Below are 20,044 nucleotides of genomic sequence, written 5' to 3'. Positions count from 1 at the left end.
AACTGGAAGGGATAAACAATCGAATAAAGGTCATTAAGCGGATGGCGTACGGTTACCGGGATAGCGAGTTCTTTTTCATGAAGATCAAGAGCGTCTTTCCCGGTAATCCGTGAAGAACCAAAAAAAATGCGCCCCTGAGGGCGCATTTTTTTGTTCGGTCAGCTACCGCCTATCAGGCCATCGCATCCCAAGCCCGATCACCATTCTCGTCTTTAATCCGAGTCGGCAACCCCATCACGTCCAGCGCCTTCAGGAACGGCTCAGCCGGCAGCTCCTCAACGTTGGCCATGTGTTTAACATCCCACTCACCTCGCGCTACCAGCAGCGCAGCGGCTACCGGAGGCACGCCTGCGGTGTAGGAGATGCCCTGGCTTTCGGTCTCGGCAAAGGCTTCTTCATGGCAGGCCACGTTGTAGATGAACATCTCACGTGGCTGGCCGCCTTTGGTGCCTTTGACCAGGTCACCGATGCAGGTTTTGCCGGTGTAGCCTGGGGCGAGCGACGACGGGTCGGGCAGCACGGCCTTGACCAGTTTAAGCGGCACGACTTCCAGGCCTTCGGCGGTGGTAACCGGCTTTTCGGAGAGCAGGCCGAGGTTTTTCAATACGGTGAACACGTTGATGTAGTGTTCGCCGAAGCTCATCCAGAACCGCACGTTGGGCACGTCGAGGTTTTTCGACAGCGAGTGCACTTCATCGTGGCCGGTGAGGTAGAGGTTCTGCGAACCGACGACCGGCAGGTCGTCGGTGCGTTTGACTTCGAACATGGTGTTGCTGGTCCACTGGCTGTTCTGCCAGCTCCACACCTGCCCGGTGAACTCGCGGAAGTTGATTTCCGGGTCGAAGTTGGTGGCGAAGTATTTGCCATGGCTGCCGGCATTGACGTCGAGAATGTCGATCGAATCAATGCGGTCGAAATGCTGTTGCTGCGCCAGCGCGGCATACGCGTTGACGACACCCGGGTCGAAGCCCACGCCAAGAATGGCAGTGATGTTCTTCTGTTTGCACTCTTCCAGGTGGTTCCATTCATAGTTGCCGTACCACGGCGGGGTCTCGCAGACCTTGCCCGGCTCTTCGTGAATGGCGGTGTCCAGATACGCAACGCCCGTGTCGATGCAGGCACGCAGTACCGACATGTTGAGGAACGAGGAACCTACGTTGATGACGATCTGCGACTCTGTCTCGCGGATCAGGGCCTTGGTCGCTTCCACGTCCATGGCGTTCAGCGCAAAGGCTTTAATATCCGCAGGCACCTTGAGGCTACCCTTGGCCTTGACGCTGTCGATGATGGCCTGGCATTTGGAGATGTTGCGCGACGCGATAGCAATACGACCGAGTTCGTCGTTGTGCTGCGCGCACTTGTGGGCCACCACCTTGGCGACACCTCCTGCACCAATGATAAGAACGTTCTTTTTCAATTGCTTTATCTCTCCTTTATCCGCCAGCTTACGAAAGGCTGGACAGGTAGTCGTCGTAACCAAATTCACGAACCACCTCGACTGTACCGTCGAGTTGTTTCACTACGATGGACGGCATTTTCAGGCCGTTGAACCAGTTTTTCTTGACCATGGTGTAGCCTGCGGTGTCGATGAACGACAGCCGATCGCCGATGGCCAGCGGACGATCAAATTGATACTCGCCGAAGATGTCCCCGGCCAGGCAGGATTTGCCGCACACCATATAGGTGTGTTCACCCTCGCTCGGCGCCAGCTTGGCGTTGAGGCGGTAGATCAGCAGGTCCAGCAGGTGGGCTTCGATGGAGCTGTCTACCACGGCGAGGTTCTTGCCGTTGTAGAGGGTGTCGAGCACAGTCACTTCCAGCGATGCGCTGTTAGTGATCGCCGCTTCACCGGGTTCCAGGTACACCTGCACGTCGTACTTCTGCGAGAACGCCTTGAGGCGCTGGCAGAAGGCGTCGATGGCATAGCCTTCACCGGTAAAGTGGATGCCGCCGCCGAGGCTCACCCAGTTGACCTTGTGCAGCAGCGCGCCGAAGCGTTCTTCGATGGTGTTGAGCATCTGGTCGAACAGGTTGAAGTCACCATTCTCGCAGTTGTTGTGGAACATGAAGCCCGAGATCTGCTCGATCACGCCTTCGATCTTCACCGGGTCCCATTCGCCCAGGCGGCTGAATGGGCGCGCCGGGTCCGCGAGCAAATAGTCGGAGCTGCTGACCTGCGGGTTGACGCGCAGGCCGCGGGTCTTGCCTTCGCTGCGTTCGGCAAAGCGCTTCAATTGGCTGATGGAGTTGAAGATGATCTTGTCGCAGTTATCCAGCATCTCTTCGATTTCGTCGTCAGCCCACGCCACGCTGTAGGCGTGCGCTTCACCTTCGAACTTCTGGCGACCGAGCTTCAATTCATACAGCGACGACGAGGTGGTGCCGTCCATGTATTCCTGCATCAGGTCAAACACCGACCAGGTGGCGAAGCACTTGAGCGCCAGCAGTGCCTTGGCGCCGGACTGCTCGCGCACGTAAGCAATCTTCTGCATGTTGGCCAGAAGTTTCTGTTTATCGATGAGGTAGTACGGCGTTTTGATCATTTTTGAGAGCCTGCGGCGGTGCCTGCCAAAAAAGGACACGCATTGTGCCCGCACTTGGATCAGATCGAAAGGTTAGCGGGCGGATTTTGCGCGCCAGGTTTTCAAAGGTAGCGTCTGAGTATGACTGTTTGTGGCTACGACACCGGTCTGCAGTAGCTGCAGGTGAGCCAAATCACTTCACGGACTTGGCGTGAGTGGCGGTGTCATCAGTCACCGAGTGAAACCCGCACTGTAGATAAAACGCTGCGCCCTGTGTTGTGTCTGTAGTCAGGCGTACCGTTTGAAAGTGCATTGCGGCGAATGCCAGCAACTGTTGTACCAACGTTTTTCCGACCTGTTGCCCACGCATCGCTGGAGCGACGTAGACGCGGCGTATTCGGCCGTTGTCGGCAGTGGAATACGGATCGCGTGAAACGCCCCCGATTGCGACCAATTGGTCGTGGCGGAACACACCCAGAAGGCACTCACCGGGTTGATCAAACCGGTTAGTGCGGTTTTCCCATTCGGTGACAAGCCGCGTGAGGAACCTGAAGCCTTCAGCAACGGCCTGCGCTTGCAGCGTGTGGATCTGCTCGGGCAGATCTTCCAGTCGTTTTATCGAAAAGTCTTGGCTGAGAACCATCACGCCACCCGATTACGGCCCGCGCCCTTGGCCTGATACAGCTGCATGTCCGCGCGCTTGAGCAACGCCGAAGAATCTCGGTCGGCTGGCTCCGCGATGCTTACGCCAATACTCACCGTCACATGCCCCACCGTCGCAAACTTCGCGGCCGCCACCGCCGCGCGGATTTTCTCGGCGACCACGTCGGGGCTGTCCGGCTCTTCGACTTCCGGCAGCAACACCGCGAACTCTTCACCGCCATAGCGTGCGACAAAGTCGGTGGCGCGGGTGTTGCTTTCGATCAGGGCGGCCAGTTGGCACAGCACCTCGTCACCGACCGCGTGGCCGTAGGTATCGTTGACGCGCTTGAAGTAGTCGGCATCGATCAGCAGCAGGGCGAAGGTGCGGCCGGTGCGTTGGAACAGCAGGCTGTTCTCGGCGAGTTTTTCGTCGAAACGGCGACGGTTGTAGACGCCGGTCAGCGCGTCGTGGGTCGCCAGGTTGAGCAGGTCGGCGTTGGCCTGGGTGAGGTCGGCCGTGCGTTGGGCGACGGTGGCTTCCAGGGAGGCGTTGGCCTCTTGCAATTGGCGCTCTTTGGCCAGCAGCGATTGGGTCATGCTGGTGAGGGAGCGGCCCAGTTGCGCAATCTCCAGCACTGCGTGTTCCTGGGGGAATGCGGCGCCAGGTTGCTGCTCCTGAACGAGCCTGGCGGATTTGGCCAGGCGTTCGATCGGGCGGCTGAGGGAGGAGGCGAGGTAGTAGGCCGCCAGTACAAACACGACCGCTGCCAGCACACCGAGTATCAGCAATTTATACAGCAGCGTACGTGCCGGCTGCAGGGCCACGTCCAGAGGCTGGCGGACCATGATGTACCAGGTCATGTTCGCATTGGATGGGCTCGGCACGGCGACCGAGGCGGTGACGTAGCCGTTGCCTGCCCACCAGCCGGAATGGGTGATCAGTTTGCCTTGCGGCATTTGCTCGCCTGCGAGGCTTTCGGGGTAGAGCACCTTGCCGTCGAAGTCGACGATCAGGGCCTCGATATCAGGGATAGCGTCTTTTTGCATCACTGCCGAGTCGACGATCTGCGTGACCCAACTCCAGTGCGCATGCGCGCCCAGCACGCCAATGGTCTCGCCCTGGGCATTGCGGATAGGTGCGGCAAAGTCGATAAAACGCAATGGCTCGCCGCTGGCCGAACTGGGCAACAGCTTGGCCAGCAATACCGCCTCGTGAGGGTCACCGGTGTATTCGCCGTGCAGGCCGGCCTGGAACCAGGGCCGCTGGCCGACCGACTGGTTGACCAGTAACTCGTTGACGGCCTGGAGCACTCGGCCCTCGGCGTCGGCAATGCCCATCCAGGCATATTCGGCGCGCGACTGGGTGCGCAGTTCCATCAAGGTGAGGATGTCCGGCGCACCCAGGTTGCCCTTGCGCATGATCGGCGCCTTGCTCAGCAAAGACACTTCCAGCTGGCGTTCACGCAGTTGCACCGCCAGCAACGCAGCAGTGGAGCGCGCCGTGCTCAGCAGGGCGTTGCCGCTGGCCTGCTTCATCTGTTCAGTGGCGATATGGCCCACGTAGACCCCAACGCTCAGCAGCGTGAGCAGGGATAAACCGGCAAACCATAAGGTCAGGTGAGTGCGCAGGCTGGCTTTGATCATGGGTGCTCATTTGAATATTTATTTTCAGCATAGTACCCGTAATAGATGCATGACCATCAACCACAAACGTTCAAGATTGCGCACCACCGCGCTCAGTAGACTCGCCAGACTTCTTCTACTGCGCAGGTTCCCCATGGACATTTTCCTCTACGCGTTCAGCGTCATGTACAGCCCCGGTCCCGTCAACTTGATGGGCCTGAACGCCGGGCTTACGGGCAAACTGCGTCGTTCCAGCGGGTTCTATATCGGCGTGGGCTGCGCGATGCTGTTGATGTTCGTGGTGTTCGGCTACACCGGCGAAGCGCTCATCTCCCAGGCGGCGTTGCCGTATATTTCTTTGATGGGCGGCGTGTACACGCTGTACCTCGCGTACCAAGTGTTCACCGCCCGTACCGAGGTGGATGACGCCTCAAGCTCGCCGGCCAAGACCCTGACCTTCTTAAATGGCCTGGTGATCCAGTTGCTCAACCCCAAGGGCATCGTCGCGGTGTTGCCAATCACCAGCGTGATGCTGCCGGCGGCGCATATTACCGGTGCCTCGATCTTTGGCGTGTCGGCCTTGCTGGGGCTGGGGGCGGTCGGCGCGCCGTGGGTTTACGCCTTGCTGGGCGCGCTGCTGGGGCGGCGGATCAACGGGGCGGCGGCGTTTACCTGGTTCAACCGCTGCATGGGGCTGGCGCTGGCCGGCTGTGCGTATTTCATGTTTCACGCGTTCTACCTGCACATCCTTGTGCCTTGAACCCATGCGCTTGGCGAAATCAGCGGAATAACATTTGGAGGAACCGTTTACGCGGCCAGGTCCACGAAAATTGATATCAATATTTGTGGTGGAGATAACAATTATGAATATAGGCCCGAAAACTGATCTGACCGGATTGCCTACTCATTTTCCGCCGGCTGATGACACTCAGGCGATCAACAACACTGGCGCCGGTGCGCTTTCCAGGAAAAAGCGTGGCTTGGCCGACAAATACAAACTATGGCCACAATTTTCGACCCTTAGAATTTCCATGGTTGGAATGACAAAAGAGCAAGCTTCCTTCACACAGGACAACATTAATAAGTGGGCGCCGTACGTTAATCTGACGTTCGAATTCACGGATCGCCACGACGCCGATATCAGAATTTCGGCCAATAATACTATTCGCGGTGGGTCCTCGCTCGTAGGGATCGATGCAAAAACTGCACCCCCAGACGAGCCGACGATGGAGATCGGCTTTTTGGGCGGACTAAATGAATATAACGCCGGGACGGTGCTACATGAGTTTGGTCATGCATTAGGTTTGAGGCATGAACATCACCATCCGCGCCGCACACTGGACTTGAATATGGAGCGGATCCGCGAAGACTACCGAGATAAAGACAAACCCAATTTGCTTGATTTTCTATTTCCTACCGCATCCCCAAAGGCGCTTGCCTCTAAATATGATAGGCATTCAGTCATGCATTACAGGCTGTCCTCAAGGTATCTAAACAGCGGCAAGCCTATCGGTGACAACAACCGCTTGTCAGCCGGAGACATATTATTTGCCCACTCACTCTACCCAAAGGAATATGTCAAAGTACCGACCTCGTTCCGGTTTCATCGTTTTCCTGCCACGTATTCTTGACCCTGCGCGGGGTTGGACTGGGACGATACCGACAGCAGTTTAACGTCGCCAATAACTGCGTATCCCGGCCAACCTGAACGTCTGATCGCCATGCCTGTTGTGGCGATTCCGGCTCGCCACAACACGCTAAAACAAGCAGGCTGCCTGGGTGGCGGGCAGTTTCAGGCCGTAGGACGATTGACCTCAATGGCGTCAAAACCCTTCCAGCGGTACAGCATCACCGAGATCGCCCAACTGGCGACAAAGATCGCGATGATGATGTACCCGAGCAGGCCGAAGCTGTCGTTCAGCGTGCCGATAAAGCCCCAGAACGCGCCTTTGAGGTCCAGTTGGTCCGAGATCAGCCCCAACGCCTCGATACTGCCGATCACCACGGCGACGATCACCGACACCAGGGTGATGGTCATGTTGTAGTAGATCTTGCGGATCGGCTTGAGGTAGGCCCAGCCATAAGCGCCGAGCATCAAGTGGCCGTCGAGGGTGTCGACCAGCGACATGCCGGCGCTGAACAACAGCGGGAACACCATGATTGACCATGGCGACAGGCCTTGTGAGGCCTGGCTGGCAGAGATACCGAGCAAGCCGACTTCGGTGGCGGTGTCAAAGCCCAGGCCGAACAGAAAGCCCAGTGGGTACAGGTGCCAACTGCGGGTGATCAGGCGAAACAACGGGCGGAAAAAGCGTGCGAGCACGCCACGGTCGGCCAGCAGCAGGTCGAAATCGTCATCCACATAAGTGCCGCCTTCGCGCACATGGCGCCAGGCCTTGTAGATGGCACGCAGGATGATCAGGTTCATCAGGGCGATCAGCAGCAGAAACAGCGCCGATACCGAAGTACCGATCACACCGCCCACCGTTTTGAAGGTTTCGAAGTGTGCCTGCATGGCCGAGGCTGCGAACACCACGCCAATCGAGGCCAGTACCACCACGGAGGAATGCCCGAGGGAGAAAAAGAAGCCTACGGCTACCGGGCGTTTCTGCTCTTGCATCAGCTTGCGGGTGGCATTGTCGATGGCCGCTATATGGTCGGCGTCCACCGCATGGCGCAGGCCAAAACCGTAAGCGAGCAGGGCGGTGCCGAGCAACACCGGGTGGTTGTGGAAGGCCGCCAGCGCCCAGAGCCAGGCCCCGACGTTAAGGGCGATCAATACCCCATAAATGCCAAACAGTTTGCTGCGCACTTGACGATTGGAATCGCTGAAAACCTGGGCAAGACGGTGGATCATCAGGTAAACCCTATGTGCAATGGTGCTACCGCAGGCAAGCTTGCGCGGCTCCCGTGGGAAACTTAATGGATATTGCCGACATCGATGATGAAATCTGTGCGGTTTTTTTTTGGGGGTTAAGCGTTGGAGAGGACGATGACGAGCATGCACGAACAATCTGCCGAGGCAGTGATCGCGTTCTGGAAGCAGGCAGGGCCGAAACGCTGGTTCACCAAGGACGACGCGTTTGACGCGACCTTTCGCGAGACCTTTTACACCACCCATATGCAAGCCGCCCGGCGTGAGCTGGAAAGCTGGCTGGATTCGGCGCAGGGCGCGCTGGCCTTGCTGATTTTGCTGGATCAGTACCCGCGCAACGCGTTTCGCGGCACAGCGCATATGTTTGCGACCGACCCGTTGGCACGTTTGTATGCGCGGCGGGCGGTGGACGCCGGGTTGGATCAACAGATCGAGCCTGAGTTACGCGCGTTCTGTTACCTGCCGTTTGAACATTCCGAAGACCCGGCGGACCAGCAGCGTTCGGTGGAGTTGAACCGGCATTTGGACGCCAATACCTACCATTGGGCCAAAGAACACGCGGATATCATTGAACGGTTTGGGCGGTTTCCCCATCGCAACGCGGTGCTGGCCAGGGCAACGACCCAACCCGAGCAGGCGTTTCTCAAGGCCGGCGGCTTCGCCGGCTAGGCGGCGATCGCGTGATCGTTCCCACGCTCTGCGTGGGCATGCATCCAGCGACGCTCTGCGTTGCCTTGCGCAAGGCTTAAGGCATGCGCCAACTTGGGACGCGGAGCGTCCGGGGCGGCATTCCCACGCAGAGCGTGGGAATGATCATGCTTCCTAGGCCTCGGCGGGCGCCTGGGTTTCCTTGGTGCCCACTGGACGAAAGCGCCGCAGCCCCTTGAGGTCGACCGCCCAGCGCAGCGCCTCGGTGGCCGAGGGGCGCGGGCCATGGGTGATCGCGTTTTCATCCTGAGTGAGCGTGCCAAGGTAGCCCTGTGCGCCGCCGCGCTCGCTCCAGTAACGGGTATGGCTGAGCCAGGAGCGGGCGAGCCAGCCTTTCCAGGTGCCTACAGTGACCGGTAAATCCAGCACGCCTGCACCCATCACCGGTTTGACCGGGCCGCCGACGATATCGCCAAACAGGCCATAGGGTGCCGGGAAGTACAGGTTGGTCCAGCGCGTCACGGCAAACGCCGCCGCGTGGTGCAGGTACTGCGGGGTAAACGGTTTTTGCCCCAGCATCACCGGTTGGCGGGCGTTGTAGCCGTAGCCCTTGGTGTCTTCGGTTGGCGGGCACGCCGGGGCTTCGCGGCGCTCGATGCGTTTTTTGAAGTCACTCACGCTGCGGCCCAACAACAGGCTGGCGTGGGCCATGGGGCTACCCACCGTGACTAAATCGGTGATGCGCCAGGGGTTGCCCAGGCCGCGCTGCTCGATAAACGCCTCGGCCTGCTGTTCACGAAATTTCAGGGTGCTGCCAAGGCTTCCGTCGAGTGCTGCACCGGCGTTGGGCAGCGCTTCCTTGATCACCGGTTGCAGGGGGTCGTGGTCGGCGTAACGGCGGGCCAGTTCGCGGTTGCTGGGGATGACTTTGGTCAGTTGATCGTGATGTTCATGCCACAGGTAGCCGATGATGTCGTAGGCAATCACGCTGCCCAAACTGTGGCCGACGACGATGATGCGGTCGTAGTCGCCTTTGTTATGCAGGGCGCGCAGCAATGCCACGCCGTCGGCGCGGATCTGTTCGCGCACCACCACATTCTGCGGGTTGGGGCTCAGGTAGCGGGCCGCATCGCCCAGGTAGGACAGCGCGGAATAACGCAGCCCAAGACCGATAGCGCCGAGCAGCAGCGGCACCAGTGCGAAGGGATTGTCGCTGTGGTCGAACCGGCCCCAGGCCGTGGCTAGGCTGCCACTGGCAATCAGTAGCAGGAGCACCATCACCGTCCAGCGCGTGGTACGCCAGATCGGCACGATGGCGTCGGGAATATCACGGCGCGGGCGCTTGAAAATATCCCACAGCCAGCCCAGCAGGTGGCCAACCTTGGTGCCCTGCATTTTGTGGGCCCAGTAATACTCGTAGAAATCGGTACTGGTACGGCCGGAGGACTTCAAGACGCGCAGGTCAAAATTGCGCGAAAGCCGGTCTGGCTTGCTCCAGTAAAACGGTGTGCCATCGGGCGTGTCCGCCGGGATCATGGCTTCGACGAAGCCGCGCAAAGTGTCCATCGGGCGCTGTTCGCCGATGCCGTGGATAACCACAACTGCTTGTTTCATAAGCTTATCTTCCTTGAAAGCTATGGGTGAGGGTGGCGAAGGCCGTAGCGGCTTCGCGGTGTGGCCAAGAGCTATTATCTTGCCATTAATGCTGCTATTCCCGCCAGGAATGCCTCCATAAAAACTGCGCATTGTCTTTCTCGCCGTCGATCTCGTAGCGTGGGCTCTCACCCAAGGAGAGCCTGTATGCCTTCACCGTCGTTGCGCCTGTATGTCGATGCTCAATTCACCAGCCCCTACGCCATGTCGGTATTCGTCACCCTGCTGGAAAAGGGCCTTTCCTTCGAAACCGTCACCCTTGACCTGGACGCGGCGCAAAACCGCGCGGCCGAATTCGTCCAGCTGTCCCTGACTCAGCGCGTGCCCACGTTGGTGCAAGGCGACTTTGCGTTGTCGGAGTCTTCGGCGATCAGCGAGTACCTGGATGAGGCCTACCTCGAAACCACGGTGTACCCGACGGACCCAAAACAGCGGGCGAGAGCGCGTCAGGTGCAGGCGTGGTTGCGCAGCGACTTGCAGGCTATTCGCCAGGAACGTTCGACGCTGGTGGTGTTCTATGGGCAGAAGATGCCGCCGTTGTCGCCTGCGGGTGAGGCGGCCGCGCACAAGTTGATTCAGGCGGCACAGGCGTTATTGGCGGGCAACCCGCTGTACCTGTTCGGTGCGTGGTCGATAGTCGACGTGGACCTGGCGGTGATGCTCAACCGTTTGATCCTCAACGGTGACAACGTGCCCGCCGAGTTGGTGGCCTATGCACAGCGCCAGTGGCAGCGGCCCTCGGTGCAGGCCTGGGTCAACCTGCAACGTCCGGCGCTCTAAGGGTTACAACCATTCCTGGGCCACACGCCGGTCCAGGTCTTCCCAATCGGCCATGCCCAGCACCCGCGTGGTGTTCAAGCCGTGTAGGTAGCCGCGCAGCTGCTGGGCGCTGGCGCAACGCAGGTCGGCGTCTGCGGTGTCGTCCTGCAGCACGTTTTCATATTCAACCAGGTAATCGGCGACCCGCTCGCGAAACTCCGGCAATACGGCTTCGCGGATGCGGTCGAAGGTTTTCTGGTGGGGCTTCATGGCGTGGTCCTTATAGGTTTTATGGGGTTAGGCTGCCTGACACTATCGGTTCAAATGATAGTCACCATCAAGGATCACAAGTTCTGTTTTTGTGCCAAAAGCGGACAATCACGCCATCGACACGCAGCTCAAGGAAATGCGCGATGAGGACGATAATCCAGCTGGGCCTGATGGTACTGATGCTCGGCACGGCAGTGCTGGCCAACCCGGCGATTGCCGATGATCTGCGTACCGGCCATTTGCTGCCCCTCGTCGGTAGCGTAGACTCCCTGCGGCACGCGCAATCGGTGGGAGTGTTGTACAGCGAAAACACCCGCGACAACCTCAGCTACCTTGAACGCTACCACGCCATGGCCATGAACGGCGCCAAGGATGCCCTCGACGGGCGCATCCGCCAGGCGTTCGTCAACAGCTCCGATCCGGAACTGGCGATTGATTGGTTAATGAGTTCGCTGCAGGGCACTTTTCTTACAGTCACTGTCTATAGCAGCCTGGATGAACTGGTGCAGGCGCACCCGGATGTGGTGGTGGTGCTCGATACCCACAACCAACTGTTGACCCAGCGTAACGATCAGGTGGAGGCGCGCTTTGTTGCACGGTTCTATGACGCGAACCTGCAGTACATCGCCAAGGCCGAAGGCTCGGTGCACAAGCAAGTGCCGTCGGTGTGGGTGCGTGACAAGGCGGCGCCGGAGATTGCCGCACAGATTGAACAGCAACGTGATGTACAGCTTGATGCGTTGAAGCAGTTCGATGTGTCGCTCAAGGCGTTGGTTAGCGCCAGTTGATGTGAACTTTTCTTTTTATATTCAGGATTTTATATGCGCGCTTTTTTCGTCCCGGCCCTGGCTGCGGCTCCTTTGTTGCTGACCGGGTGTATCACCGCTCCCAACGCGCCGAGCTTGACTCTGCTAACTGACAAGACTCCGGAAGGCTATGTGCAGTGCGTATTGCCCAAGCTTGAAAAGCACGCCATTACCTCGACCGTGACCCAAAACTCGCGTCACGCCAAAGTGGTGTTGACCAGCAAGATTGCTGCCGATGATGTGCTGGAAGCCTACAAGTCCCAGGACGGCACCAAGGTGTTCCTGTATGAGCGCAAGCCGCTGGCGTCGGCGATCAAGCCATCGCGGCTGGAGTTGGCGGCGCAGGATTGCAAGTAATCCTGGTAGGCGTACAGATTTAAATGTGGGAGCGGCGGTGCGACGATTCGACTTGCTCGCGAAAGCGGTAGATCAGTCAGTAAATATGTCGACTGATACTCCGCTTTCGCGAGCAAGCCCGCTCCCACATTGTGCTGTGTGTTCGGCTTAAGGTTTGGCTTCGTTGCTGAAGGTGTTCACGGTGTTGACCAGCCCCTTGGCTGCCAACGCCACCAACTCACCGCCTTTTTCCACCGTCGCCAGTGCGGGATCAGAGCCCATGCGGCCATCCGGAAAGCGTGCGCGGAAGTCCAGTGCTTCGCGGATCGGCCCGGTGTTGGCGATTCGTGGCGAATACTCCGCCGACTTGATCGACTCCGGGTACGCCCATTGCGTCACCGCAATCTCCGATGGTGTGGCATGGCTGCCGTGGCCCACCGGGAATTGGCGGTGGGCCAGTTCGTTGACGCCCTCCAGGTCCCACCAGTTCACCAGCTTGAGCGCAAACCCGGCCGGGCGGCGGGCGTAGCTGGCTTCGGCGTAGAGCTCGGAAAAGGCTGCTTCGATGGTGGCGATATTGCCGCCGTGGCCATTCAAAAACAGGATCTTCTCGAAACCATGCCCGGCCAGTGAACGCACCCAGTCGCCAATCGCTGCGATAAAGGTGGAAGGGCGCAACGAAATGGTGCCGGGAAAGCCCAGGTGGTGCTGGGCCATGCCGATATTGAAAGTCGGGCCGATCAGGATGTCGGCGTTTTTCTGCGCCTCATGGGCGATGATTTCCGGGCACATCCAGTCGGTGCCCAATAGGCCGGTGGGGCCGTGCTGTTCGTTGGAGCCGATAGGGATCACCACCGTGCGGCTGCGCTCCAGAAACTGCCCGATCTCGATCCAGGTGGACGTATGTAGAAGCATGCGACGCTCTCTTTTATCTGTGGGGACAGGCTAACCACCACGGATTGTACGACTACTGGCCACTTGTTGGGGCTTGCAGTTCAAGTACGTCGAGGACTTCAGCCAGCGCTGGTCCGGGTACCAGGAGAACATGAACTGCCCATCCTTGAGCTTGTCTACCACCTGACGCGCTACTTGTGGGCGCACAGCCGGGCAACCCTGGCTGCGGCCGATACGGCCTTCGCGCTTGCTCCAGGCCGGGTTGACGTAGTCGGCCGCATGAATCACCAGCGCGCGGTCGCGGGCCTGGTCATTGAAGCCCGGCTCCAGGCCGTCCATGCGCAACGAGTAGCCGTGGGTGCCCAAGTAACTTTCCTGGGTGCGGAACAAACCCAGGCTGGATTGGTGGCTGCCTTCCCGATTGGAGAATTGCGTGGCGAAGTTTTCCCCGGATTTGGCACCGTGAGCCACCAGGTCGCGCAGCACCAGGGTCTTTTTGCGCAGGTCGAAGATCCACAGCCGACGGGCGGTAGAGGGTTGGGAGTAGTCAATGACGGCCAGGCGATCCGAGCGTTCTTCGCCGTTATTGACCGCGCATTGCACCGCGCCCAGGGCGCTTTTCAGTACAGTGGGATTGAGTTCTGGAGCCGAGCGCGCCAGGCTGCTATACAAAGTAGGAGGGTTGGCATTGGCGGCGAGCGTAACAGTGCTCAGCGTAGCCAAAGTCACGGCGATCAAGCCGACGCGGCATATAAAAGTCAGCATCTACAGTACATCCCCCCCGCTGTGGATTGGAGTTAAGTCAATTGTTCAAAAAACACGCATGTTACTTGAGCATTTGCCTGCTCGTTGCACCATTGGTCGCGACAGCTGATGAGCTGCCGCTGGACGCTGTGCCGGTGGTTTCAACCAGCCCGGTGCAATTGGCCCTTTCTCAACTGCCCAGCGTTTGCCCCAACCTTGCCGCACAGATAGACCCAGCGGCGCAAGCGCGTTTGCAGGCGCTCTACCAGCAGCAGGGCAATGTGCCGTTGTGGTCCGATGAGCGCCGCCACGCACTGCAATCTCAGTTGCTGATGCTGGCCGACGATGGCCTGGACCCCACCCACTATAGCCTGCCTACCGTGGAGGCCACGGGTAACATGCTGTGCAGCGATATCGGCAGCAGCCGGCAATACCTGCAGGCCCTGCAGGATCTGCATTACGGCCGCCTGCAACAGTCGCGTTTCGAGCCGCTGTGGCATTCCCAGCCATCCACCCTCGACCCCAATATCCAAGTGCTGGCTTTTGCCGCCACCGGCCTGCAAGACATGGCCCAAGCCTTTGACCAGGCGCGCCCCAGCGCCGACCTGTACCGCAGCTTGCGCAATACCTATGCCACTGTGCGCCTGCAGCCGCTTCCCCACTGGGACCCGGTCGCCACCGGGCCGCTGCTCAAGCCCGGCATGGAAGACCCGCGCGTGCCCGAACTGGCGCGGCGCTTGTACAGCGGTGGTTACCTCGCCAAGGCGCCAACGGGCAACAGCCGACAGTACCGCGACGAGTTGGTCAAGGCGGTCAAGGCCTTCCAGCTCAGCCACTCGTTGCAGGCTGACGGTGTGATAGGCACGGGCACCGTGGCCGAACTGAATATCAGCCCGGCGATGCGCCGCGACCAGTTGCGCATCAACCTCGAACGCTTCCGCTGGCTGGCCCAGGACCTGGAGCCCGAAGGCGTGGTGGTCAACGTTGCCGCTGCGCAATTGAGCGTCTACCAAGCCGGCATCCCGGTGTGGCAAACCCGCCTGCAAGTCGGGCGTGCCGAACGCCAGACGCCACTGCTCAAGTCGCGCATCACCCGGCTGACCCTCAACCCCACGTGGACCATCCCGCCGACCATCATGCGTGAGGATAAACTCCCGGCCATCCGCCTCAACCCCGAATACCTGCGCCAGCAAAACCTGCAAGTGCTCGACGCTCAAGGCCGCCCACTCACCGCCGACCAGGTGGATTGGTCGCGCCCTGGCAATATTCTGCTGCGCCAGGAGGCCGGCCCGCGCAACCCGCTGGGCCGCATCGTGATGCGCTTCCCCAACCCTTATTCCGTTTACCTGCACGATACGCCGAGCCAGCCGCTGTTTACCAAAGGCCCACGGGCCTTCAGTTCGGGCTGTGTGCGGGTTGAACAGCCAATGATGCTGCGCGACCTGCTGGTAACCCCGGCCGAACGCACGCGCACCGAAGAATTGTTGGCCACGGGCACAACCCATGAGTTCAGGCTGGCCACGCCGGTGCCGGTGCTGTTGGGTTACTGGACGGTGGAGGTCGATCGCCAGGGCGGGTTGGTGTACTCGCCGGATATTTATGGGCGTGACCCGGTGTTGTTGAAGGCGATGGGGGCGGTGCTCTGAAGCTCGTTGTGGCAGATGCGCTTGTTGTGGCTAGCTGGTTTGTTGTGGCAGATGGGGTTGTTGTGGCGAGCAGGCTTGCCCTGCGTTGGGCTGCGTAGCAGCCCCAAAATCAGACGCTTATGTGTCTCTGAGAAAACGCGGTGACTGTATCAGGGCCGCTGCGCAGCCCAACGCAGGGCAAGCCTGCTCGCCACAGGGATGATGTGCGCCAGGATCACTTCGACGGCCTCAGCGGCTGTCACCTGTGCAGTGTCGATAGTCATAGGCGCTTCAGTCCACGCCTCATATTCATGTCCTGACACGGACTGCCAGGAGGGCGGCACCAACCCGGCAACATCGCCCGTGCGGCTTTCCACACGGCGCTGATGCTCCCGCAGGTCAGAGCAAACCACTTCAATATCAAGCAGCTCGACACCCGCTGTCGCCGCCACAGCCTGCCATGCCTCCCGGCTTTGCTTCACCGGGTTCACACAGTCGGCAATCACCGTCTGCCCCAATCGCAAATTACTCAATGCCAGCGCATTCGCCACGCCATAACCGCTGGCGTCCACATCGCCGGTCAGTACGTTTGCATCCCGAAGCGCCTGCTCAATCACATCAATTCGCAGGTAAACCGCGTTTATCCGACGTGCCAGTTCGCTGGCAATCGTGGTCTTGCCGGTGCCGGGCAGGCCGCTGAATACAATAAGCATGGTCGATCCTTTGAATAGGGCGCCGGGCCAGTCTAGCCGCGCTTACTTCAAATAGCAGGCGCTGATCCAATCGGCCGGGTGGGCCGCCAGTTGCGTGGCCACCGGCAGGTAGCGTTTATCCAGTTGCGCCGCCAGCCAGAACAGCGTCGCGCTGCTGTTGGCATCCCAGGTGCCGCTGTAACCGGCTTCGCCTACTTTGGCGCGGTCTTTGTCGAATTGCACATGGGTGTGCACGAATTCCTGGTGGCTGCGTTGCCCAGTGGCGTAAGGCACCAGCCAGTCGAGGGCGGCGCTCAGCGAAGCCCCATTGGCCTTGAGGTTCAGCCAGTCGCCACCGTAGGGCCTGGCCGCCAGTGCGGCCTGCACCAGCGGCTCAAGGTCGTAGACCACGTAATGCAGGGCGTCACGGTCCTGGAAGTCGGTGACCGAGCCGTCGGGCAGGATATTGTCGGCCACTTGCTGTTTAAACAGCTGATGAGCCTGTTCAAGCATGACCTGGTCGTTGAGTGCGGCGGCGGCCAGGGTCACCAACTTGACGCGGTGGCTCTGCCAGTTATTGGTCTGAGTGCCTTTTTTCTGCCCGTGGAATTGTTCGATATGCGCGAGGTAGCCATTGCCCAGGTTGCTGATCAAGCGGCGGCTGGCTGCGCGGGTTTCCAGGCGCAAATGGTCGGCGGTCAGCGCATAGGCTGTGATCAGCATATCGAGGTTGGTTTCGTCGATGGGATTGAAATCCGGCTGGTAGACATCGGCCCACGCGGCGAGGTAGTCGTCGACTTGCTTGAGGTAACCCGGGTCTCCGCCGATGCGCCAGGCCAGTGCCGCCTGGCGCATCAGCGGCCAGTCCTTTTCGGCAACCAGGCTTTGCTCGCGAATGCCTTGGTTTGGCAGGGTGCCTTCGGTGTGCACATGGGGCAACGGCGCAGGCGCGTCGACCAAATGCCGTTGGGCGGCGGCCAGCAGGGCGTTGGCTGCAGGGCTTGTAGCCGCAGGCTGGCAGAGGCTTGCAGCCATCGTCACCGGGGGCAGCGCGGCCAGCAGCAAGGTAAAGGCAAGCGTGGTTTTGTTCATAGACGGTTCTGCTGGATAAGGATGCGCCAACGCTAGCACGCGGCTGAAACGGCTTGGATGAAACTCCCGTATGCTTGCAGGCTGATCTCGAACGAGGACCGCCCGTGACCTTGCCCTTTGTGAAGATGCATGCCAATGGCGACGATTTCATCATCATCGACCGCCGTGGCCAGGACGATCCGATCACTGCACAGGTCGCCCGGCGCCTGGGCAACCGCCACACCGGTATCGGTTTTAACCAACTGGCCGTGGTGCTCGACTGCGAAGATGCTCTGGCCCGCATCAAGTTCTGGAACCCCAACGGTACGCCGCTGCAAACCTGCGGCAGCGCCACCCGTGGCGTGGCTGACCGCTTGATGCATGAAACCAGCCGCGACACCGTCGTATTGCGCACGGACCGAGGCTTGCTGACGTGCGTGCGCGCTGCCGGGCAACAGGTGTCCGTGAACATGGGCGCGCCCTCGCTGGACTGGTCGGCAGTGCCGCTGGCCGAAGCGCTGGACACCCGCACCTTGCCCATCGATGGCGCGCCTGCCGTCTGCAGCATGGGCAACCCGCACTGCACGTATTTTGTCGACGACATCAGCGCCATCGACGTGGCAGCCTTGGGCCCGGCGCTGGAAACCCATCCGTTGTTCCCGGCCAACACCAATGTGCATTTTGTGCAGGTACTGGACCGCAGCCACATCCGCCTGCGTATTTGGGAACGCGGCGGGGGCGTGCCGCTGGGGTCCGGTTCCTGCTGTTGTGGTGCAGTGGTCAATGGGATTCGGCGCGGTTTGCTGGACGCCACGGTTGAGGTGCAGTGCGATGGTGGCACGGTCACTGTGCAGTGGGACGGGCAGGGCGGCGTGGTGTTGACCGGCCGTGTCGAGCCGGTCATGCAGGGCACGGTGTACCTGGTCTAAAACGTCACGGTAAAGGTCGTGCCCAGGTTGGTGCAGGAGCTTACCGCCACGTCGCCACCGTGGGCCTTGGCCAGTTCATGCACGATATACAGGCCTAACCCCACGCTGCGCACCTCGCTGCCCTGGTCGGTGCCGCGCGTCATGGGCTCGAACAGCCTGGCGATCAGCGTTTGCGGGATTGCGGCACCGTGGTTATGCACGGCCACCTCGCAGCCACCTTCGCCCAGGCGCGAGGTGATGGTAATGGGCAGGAGCAAGTCGCCATACGCCACACTGTTGGCCACCAGGTTACCAATGATCTGCTGCACCCGGTCGGCGTCCAGGCACGCCTGACCTATGCCTTCGGCCTGGTGCTTCAACGTGGCCTTGGGGAAGGCCATGCGCAGTTCATCCACGGCGTGCTGGATCACGCTGTGCAAATCCAGGGGCGTGGTCTTGATGCTGATCCCGTGGCCAACTCGGGCCTGAGTGAAATCCAGCAGGTCGGCAATCATGCGCTGGGCGCGCTCGGATGACTGGCCGATATGGCCCAGCAACTGGCGCTCCTTGGGCGTGCGTTCGTTGCGTGCAAGCATGTCCGTGGCCATGCGGATGGCGGTCAGCGGGTTTTTCAGGTCATGGCTGACGATCGCCACCATTTGCTCGGCAAACAACGCGCGGCGCTGAGCAATGGCGTAGGCTTCGCTCAGTTCGGCCTGGGCCTGTTGCAGCGCCAATTCGGTGTTGGTGCGTTCCTGCAACAAGGCTTCGGCAAGCTTGCGGGCATTGAGCAGCTCGCGCTCGTACTTGTCGCGGTCGGTAGTGCCGAACAGTGCCAGGTCGTGTACCAGCGTGCCGGCCTGTTCGCGGGCGTTGGCGTTGAGCAATACGGTCACTTTGTGCCCGTCGTGGTGCACCAGGTCGAGTTTGACTTCGCTCACGCTGCCACGCATGCGCAGCATCGGCGCCAGGTGGGTCTGGTGGAATATTCGCCCGCCCATGGTCAGCAAGTCCTGGAAGCGCCGCCCGCACAGCTCGGCGCTGCGCAACCCCAGCCATTCGCCGAACATGGCGTTGGCGCGCAGGATCGTGCCGTCTTCGGCCGTGACGGCCAGGGCACAGGCGGCGCTGTCGAACAGGTCAGCCGACATGGGCCACGGCCCACGGCGCCAGGAAGTTATCCATCGCCATCGTGCAGGCCAGAGGTGCGCTCATATGCGGGCAATGGCCGACATTATCGACCAGGCAATAGGTGCTGTTGGGCAGCACGCTGTGCAAGTACTCGCCCACCGCCACTGGCGCAATCAGGTCGTCACGTGATTGCAGGATCAGCACAGGCGTGGTCAAGCCGATCACGTCTTTGCGGTTATCCGACATAAAGGTCACCCGCGCAAATTGCTTGGCAATGTCCGGTTCTGTGCGGCAGAAACTGTCGCTCAGCTCGGCACTCAACGCCGTTGGCTCGGGGGAGGCGCCCATGATCACCGGGGCCATGGTGCTGGACCAGCCCAGGTAGTTGCTGTCGAGGGTGTCGAGCAGGTCGTCGATATCGCTGCGCTTGAAACCGCCGACATAACCCGCGTCGTCGATATAGCGTGGCGACGGGCCGATCATGACATGGGCGGCGATACGGCCTGGCGCCAGGCGGTCGGCGAGTGTGGCGATCATCGCGCTGACCGAATGGCTGACCAGGATCACCGGGCCGCTGGCGAAAGCGTCGATAATCTCGTTCAAGTCACGGGCGTAGGCATCCAACGCAGCATATTTGCTCTTGTCGAATGCGCTGATGTCCGACAGGCCGGCACCCACCAGGTCATACATCACGACGCGAAAACGCTCGGCAAAGGGCGGCGCCAGATAATTCCACATGGCCTGGTTGCAGCCGAAACCGTGGGAGAACACCAGGGTTGCGGTGCCGTTACCCATCACACTGACGTTGTTGCGGTGCTTTAGGTTCATGGGGTTCTCAGTTATGG

Annotated in this window: 22 protein-coding genes; 9 read left to right on the top strand and 13 right to left on the bottom strand. The window is 60.2% G+C overall.

Features of this window, described 5'->3' with window-relative positions:
* Positions 1–113 (top strand): transposase (locus tag ACTD9P_RS16130; protein WP_036984840.1); only part of this gene is annotated, 113 nt, incomplete at its 5' end.
* 59 nt (positions 114–172) lie between these two features.
* Here ACTD9P_RS16130 and ACTD9P_RS16125 read toward each other — a convergent pair.
* From ACTD9P_RS16125 to ACTD9P_RS16110, 4 genes are all read right to left on the bottom strand, one after another.
* The gene (locus ACTD9P_RS16125) at positions 173–1,417 is read right to left on the bottom strand and encodes a saccharopine dehydrogenase family protein (protein ID WP_219267129.1); all 1,245 of its coding nucleotides are present in this window, start codon (positions 1,415–1,417) and stop codon (positions 173–175) included.
* Positions 1,418–1,445: 28 nt separating this feature from the next.
* On the bottom strand, positions 1,446–2,543 hold the full coding sequence (locus tag ACTD9P_RS16120) for a carboxynorspermidine decarboxylase (RefSeq protein ID WP_438868458.1): 1,098 nt from the start codon (positions 2,541–2,543) through the stop codon (positions 1,446–1,448).
* A gap of 172 nt (positions 2,544–2,715) precedes the next feature.
* A complete protein-coding gene (locus ACTD9P_RS16115) occupies positions 2,716–3,165 on the bottom strand; it encodes a GNAT family N-acetyltransferase (RefSeq protein WP_438868457.1) in 450 nt (149 codons plus the stop codon).
* The gene (locus tag ACTD9P_RS16110; protein ID WP_438868456.1) at positions 3,165–4,808 is read right to left on the bottom strand and encodes a sensor domain-containing diguanylate cyclase; all 1,644 of its coding nucleotides are present in this window, start codon (positions 4,806–4,808) and stop codon (positions 3,165–3,167) included. Before ACTD9P_RS16110 ends, ACTD9P_RS16115 begins: the two co-directional genes overlap by 1 nt.
* Before the next feature lie 133 nt (positions 4,809–4,941).
* Here ACTD9P_RS16110 and ACTD9P_RS16105 point away from each other — a divergent pair, with 133 nt between their 5' ends.
* Together ACTD9P_RS16105 and ACTD9P_RS16100 are read left to right on the top strand one after the other, a co-directional pair.
* On the top strand, positions 4,942–5,547 hold the full coding sequence (locus ACTD9P_RS16105) for a LysE family translocator (protein ID WP_438868455.1): 606 nt from the start codon (positions 4,942–4,944) through the stop codon (positions 5,545–5,547).
* A 103-nt stretch (positions 5,548–5,650) separates the two neighbouring features.
* Positions 5,651–6,418, top strand: a complete 768-nt coding sequence (locus ACTD9P_RS16100) for a M12 family metallopeptidase (RefSeq protein WP_438868454.1) — start codon at positions 5,651–5,653, stop codon at positions 6,416–6,418.
* Between the two features lie 161 nt (positions 6,419–6,579).
* On the opposite strand, the gene ACTD9P_RS16095 is transcribed toward ACTD9P_RS16100, so the two are convergent.
* Positions 6,580–7,644, bottom strand: coding sequence for a HoxN/HupN/NixA family nickel/cobalt transporter (locus ACTD9P_RS16095; protein WP_438868453.1), 1,065 nt, complete (start codon positions 7,642–7,644; stop codon positions 6,580–6,582).
* 144 nt (positions 7,645–7,788) lie between these two features.
* Between ACTD9P_RS16095 and ACTD9P_RS16090 the strand changes: the two genes are divergently transcribed.
* Complete coding sequence (locus ACTD9P_RS16090; protein ID WP_438868452.1) at positions 7,789–8,331, top strand: DUF924 family protein; 543 nt, start codon at positions 7,789–7,791, stop codon at positions 8,329–8,331.
* A gap of 153 nt (positions 8,332–8,484) precedes the next feature.
* Here the strand turns inward: ACTD9P_RS16090 and ACTD9P_RS16085 are convergent, their stop codons facing one another.
* A complete protein-coding gene (locus ACTD9P_RS16085; protein ID WP_438868451.1) occupies positions 8,485–9,924 on the bottom strand; it encodes an alpha/beta hydrolase family protein in 1,440 nt (479 codons plus the stop codon).
* 186 nt (positions 9,925–10,110) lie between these two features.
* Here ACTD9P_RS16085 and yfcF point away from each other — a divergent pair, with 186 nt between their 5' ends.
* Positions 10,111–10,743 carry a glutathione transferase gene (gene yfcF / locus ACTD9P_RS16080; RefSeq protein ID WP_438868450.1) on the top strand — a complete coding sequence of 211 codons (633 nt, stop codon included), beginning with the start codon at positions 10,111–10,113 and terminating at the stop codon, positions 10,741–10,743.
* Between the two features lie 3 nt (positions 10,744–10,746).
* On the opposite strand, the gene ACTD9P_RS16075 is transcribed toward yfcF, so the two are convergent.
* Positions 10,747–10,992 carry a hypothetical protein gene (locus ACTD9P_RS16075; RefSeq protein ID WP_438868449.1) on the bottom strand — a complete coding sequence of 82 codons (246 nt, stop codon included), beginning with the start codon at positions 10,990–10,992 and terminating at the stop codon, positions 10,747–10,749.
* 143 nt (positions 10,993–11,135) lie between these two features.
* Here ACTD9P_RS16075 and ACTD9P_RS16070 point away from each other — a divergent pair, with 143 nt between their 5' ends.
* On the top strand, positions 11,136–11,780 hold the full coding sequence (locus ACTD9P_RS16070; protein ID WP_438868448.1) for an ATPase: 645 nt from the start codon (positions 11,136–11,138) through the stop codon (positions 11,778–11,780).
* A gap of 33 nt (positions 11,781–11,813) precedes the next feature.
* Positions 11,814–12,155, top strand: coding sequence for a hypothetical protein (locus ACTD9P_RS16065; RefSeq protein ID WP_438868447.1), 342 nt, complete (start codon positions 11,814–11,816; stop codon positions 12,153–12,155).
* A gap of 147 nt (positions 12,156–12,302) precedes the next feature.
* Here ACTD9P_RS16065 and ACTD9P_RS16060 read toward each other — a convergent pair whose 3' ends face one another.
* Together ACTD9P_RS16060 and ACTD9P_RS16055 are read right to left on the bottom strand one after the other, a co-directional pair.
* Complete coding sequence (locus ACTD9P_RS16060) at positions 12,303–13,049, bottom strand: creatininase family protein (RefSeq protein ID WP_438868446.1); 747 nt, start codon at positions 13,047–13,049, stop codon at positions 12,303–12,305.
* Between the two features lie 30 nt (positions 13,050–13,079).
* Positions 13,080–13,793 (bottom strand): murein L,D-transpeptidase catalytic domain family protein, encoded by a 714-nt coding sequence (locus tag ACTD9P_RS16055; RefSeq protein WP_438868445.1) that lies wholly within the window; start codon positions 13,791–13,793, stop codon positions 13,080–13,082.
* Between the two features lie 41 nt (positions 13,794–13,834).
* On the opposite strand from ACTD9P_RS16055, the gene ACTD9P_RS16050 reads away from it, so the two are divergent.
* Positions 13,835–15,418, top strand: a complete 1,584-nt coding sequence (locus ACTD9P_RS16050; RefSeq protein WP_438868444.1) for a L,D-transpeptidase family protein — start codon at positions 13,835–13,837, stop codon at positions 15,416–15,418.
* Between the two features lie 149 nt (positions 15,419–15,567).
* Here ACTD9P_RS16050 and ACTD9P_RS16045 read toward each other — a convergent pair whose 3' ends face one another.
* Complete coding sequence (locus ACTD9P_RS16045; RefSeq protein WP_438868443.1) at positions 15,568–16,110, bottom strand: P-loop nucleotide/nucleoside kinase family protein; 543 nt, start codon at positions 16,108–16,110, stop codon at positions 15,568–15,570.
* Positions 16,111–16,152: 42 nt separating this feature from the next.
* Entirely contained in the window at positions 16,153–17,181 is a 1,029-nt protein-coding gene (locus tag ACTD9P_RS16040; RefSeq protein WP_438868442.1) for an alginate lyase family protein, read from the bottom strand.
* Between the two features lie 104 nt (positions 17,182–17,285).
* Between ACTD9P_RS16040 and dapF the strand changes: the two genes are divergently transcribed.
* On the top strand, positions 17,286–18,089 hold the full coding sequence (gene dapF, locus ACTD9P_RS16035; RefSeq protein WP_438868441.1) for a diaminopimelate epimerase: 804 nt from the start codon (positions 17,286–17,288) through the stop codon (positions 18,087–18,089).
* Here dapF and ACTD9P_RS16030 read toward each other — a convergent pair.
* Positions 18,086–19,219 (bottom strand): PAS domain-containing sensor histidine kinase, encoded by a 1,134-nt coding sequence (locus tag ACTD9P_RS16030; RefSeq protein ID WP_438868440.1) that lies wholly within the window; start codon positions 19,217–19,219, stop codon positions 18,086–18,088. The genes dapF and ACTD9P_RS16030 overlap by 4 nt on opposite strands.
* A complete protein-coding gene (locus ACTD9P_RS16025) occupies positions 19,209–20,027 on the bottom strand; it encodes an alpha/beta fold hydrolase (protein WP_438868438.1) in 819 nt (272 codons plus the stop codon). The genes ACTD9P_RS16030 and ACTD9P_RS16025 overlap by 11 nt, the downstream gene beginning before the upstream one ends.
* Between the last annotated feature and the right edge of the window lie 17 nt (positions 20,028–20,044).

The organism is Pseudomonas onubensis, from assembly GCF_965653655.1.
Classification (GTDB): domain Bacteria; phylum Pseudomonadota; class Gammaproteobacteria; order Pseudomonadales; family Pseudomonadaceae; genus Aquipseudomonas.
Note: the sequence above shows the minus strand (reverse complement) of the source record. Positions and strands in the feature narration are given on the sequence as shown.

Bases quoted from the DNA above. Each gene is read 5' to 3' on its own strand.
- ACTD9P_RS16025 (WP_438868438.1), bottom strand. From the start codon at position 20,027: ATGAACCTAAAGCACCGCAACAACGTCAGTGTGATGGGTAACGGCACC.
- ACTD9P_RS16065 (WP_438868447.1), top strand. From the start codon at position 11,814: ATGCGCGCTTTTTTCGTCCCGGCCCTGGCTGCGGCTCCTTTGTTGCTG.
- ACTD9P_RS16070 (WP_438868448.1), top strand. From the start codon at position 11,136: ATGAGGACGATAATCCAGCTGGGCCTGATGGTACTGATGCTCGGCACG.
- yfcF (WP_438868450.1), top strand. From the start codon at position 10,111: ATGCCTTCACCGTCGTTGCGCCTGTATGTCGATGCTCAATTCACCAGC.
- ACTD9P_RS16110 (WP_438868456.1), bottom strand. From the start codon at position 4,808: ATGATCAAAGCCAGCCTGCGCACTCACCTGACCTTATGGTTTGCCGGT.
- ACTD9P_RS16040 (WP_438868442.1), bottom strand. From the start codon at position 17,181: ATGAACAAAACCACGCTTGCCTTTACCTTGCTGCTGGCCGCGCTGCCC.
- ACTD9P_RS16120 (WP_438868458.1), bottom strand. From the start codon at position 2,543: ATGATCAAAACGCCGTACTACCTCATCGATAAACAGAAACTTCTGGCC.
- ACTD9P_RS16085 (WP_438868451.1), bottom strand. From the start codon at position 9,924: ATGAAACAAGCAGTTGTGGTTATCCACGGCATCGGCGAACAGCGCCCG.
- ACTD9P_RS16075 (WP_438868449.1), bottom strand. From the start codon at position 10,992: ATGAAGCCCCACCAGAAAACCTTCGACCGCATCCGCGAAGCCGTATTG.
- ACTD9P_RS16105 (WP_438868455.1), top strand. From the start codon at position 4,942: ATGGACATTTTCCTCTACGCGTTCAGCGTCATGTACAGCCCCGGTCCC.
- ACTD9P_RS16060 (WP_438868446.1), bottom strand. From the start codon at position 13,049: ATGCTTCTACATACGTCCACCTGGATCGAGATCGGGCAGTTTCTGGAG.
- ACTD9P_RS16090 (WP_438868452.1), top strand. From the start codon at position 7,789: ATGCACGAACAATCTGCCGAGGCAGTGATCGCGTTCTGGAAGCAGGCA.
- ACTD9P_RS16030 (WP_438868440.1), bottom strand. From the start codon at position 19,219: ATGTCGGCTGACCTGTTCGACAGCGCCGCCTGTGCCCTGGCCGTCACG.
- ACTD9P_RS16055 (WP_438868445.1), bottom strand. From the start codon at position 13,793: ATGCTGACTTTTATATGCCGCGTCGGCTTGATCGCCGTGACTTTGGCT.
- ACTD9P_RS16045 (WP_438868443.1), bottom strand. From the start codon at position 16,110: ATGCTTATTGTATTCAGCGGCCTGCCCGGCACCGGCAAGACCACGATT.
- ACTD9P_RS16095 (WP_438868453.1), bottom strand. From the start codon at position 7,644: ATGATCCACCGTCTTGCCCAGGTTTTCAGCGATTCCAATCGTCAAGTG.
- ACTD9P_RS16100 (WP_438868454.1), top strand. From the start codon at position 5,651: ATGAATATAGGCCCGAAAACTGATCTGACCGGATTGCCTACTCATTTT.
- ACTD9P_RS16115 (WP_438868457.1), bottom strand. From the start codon at position 3,165: ATGGTTCTCAGCCAAGACTTTTCGATAAAACGACTGGAAGATCTGCCC.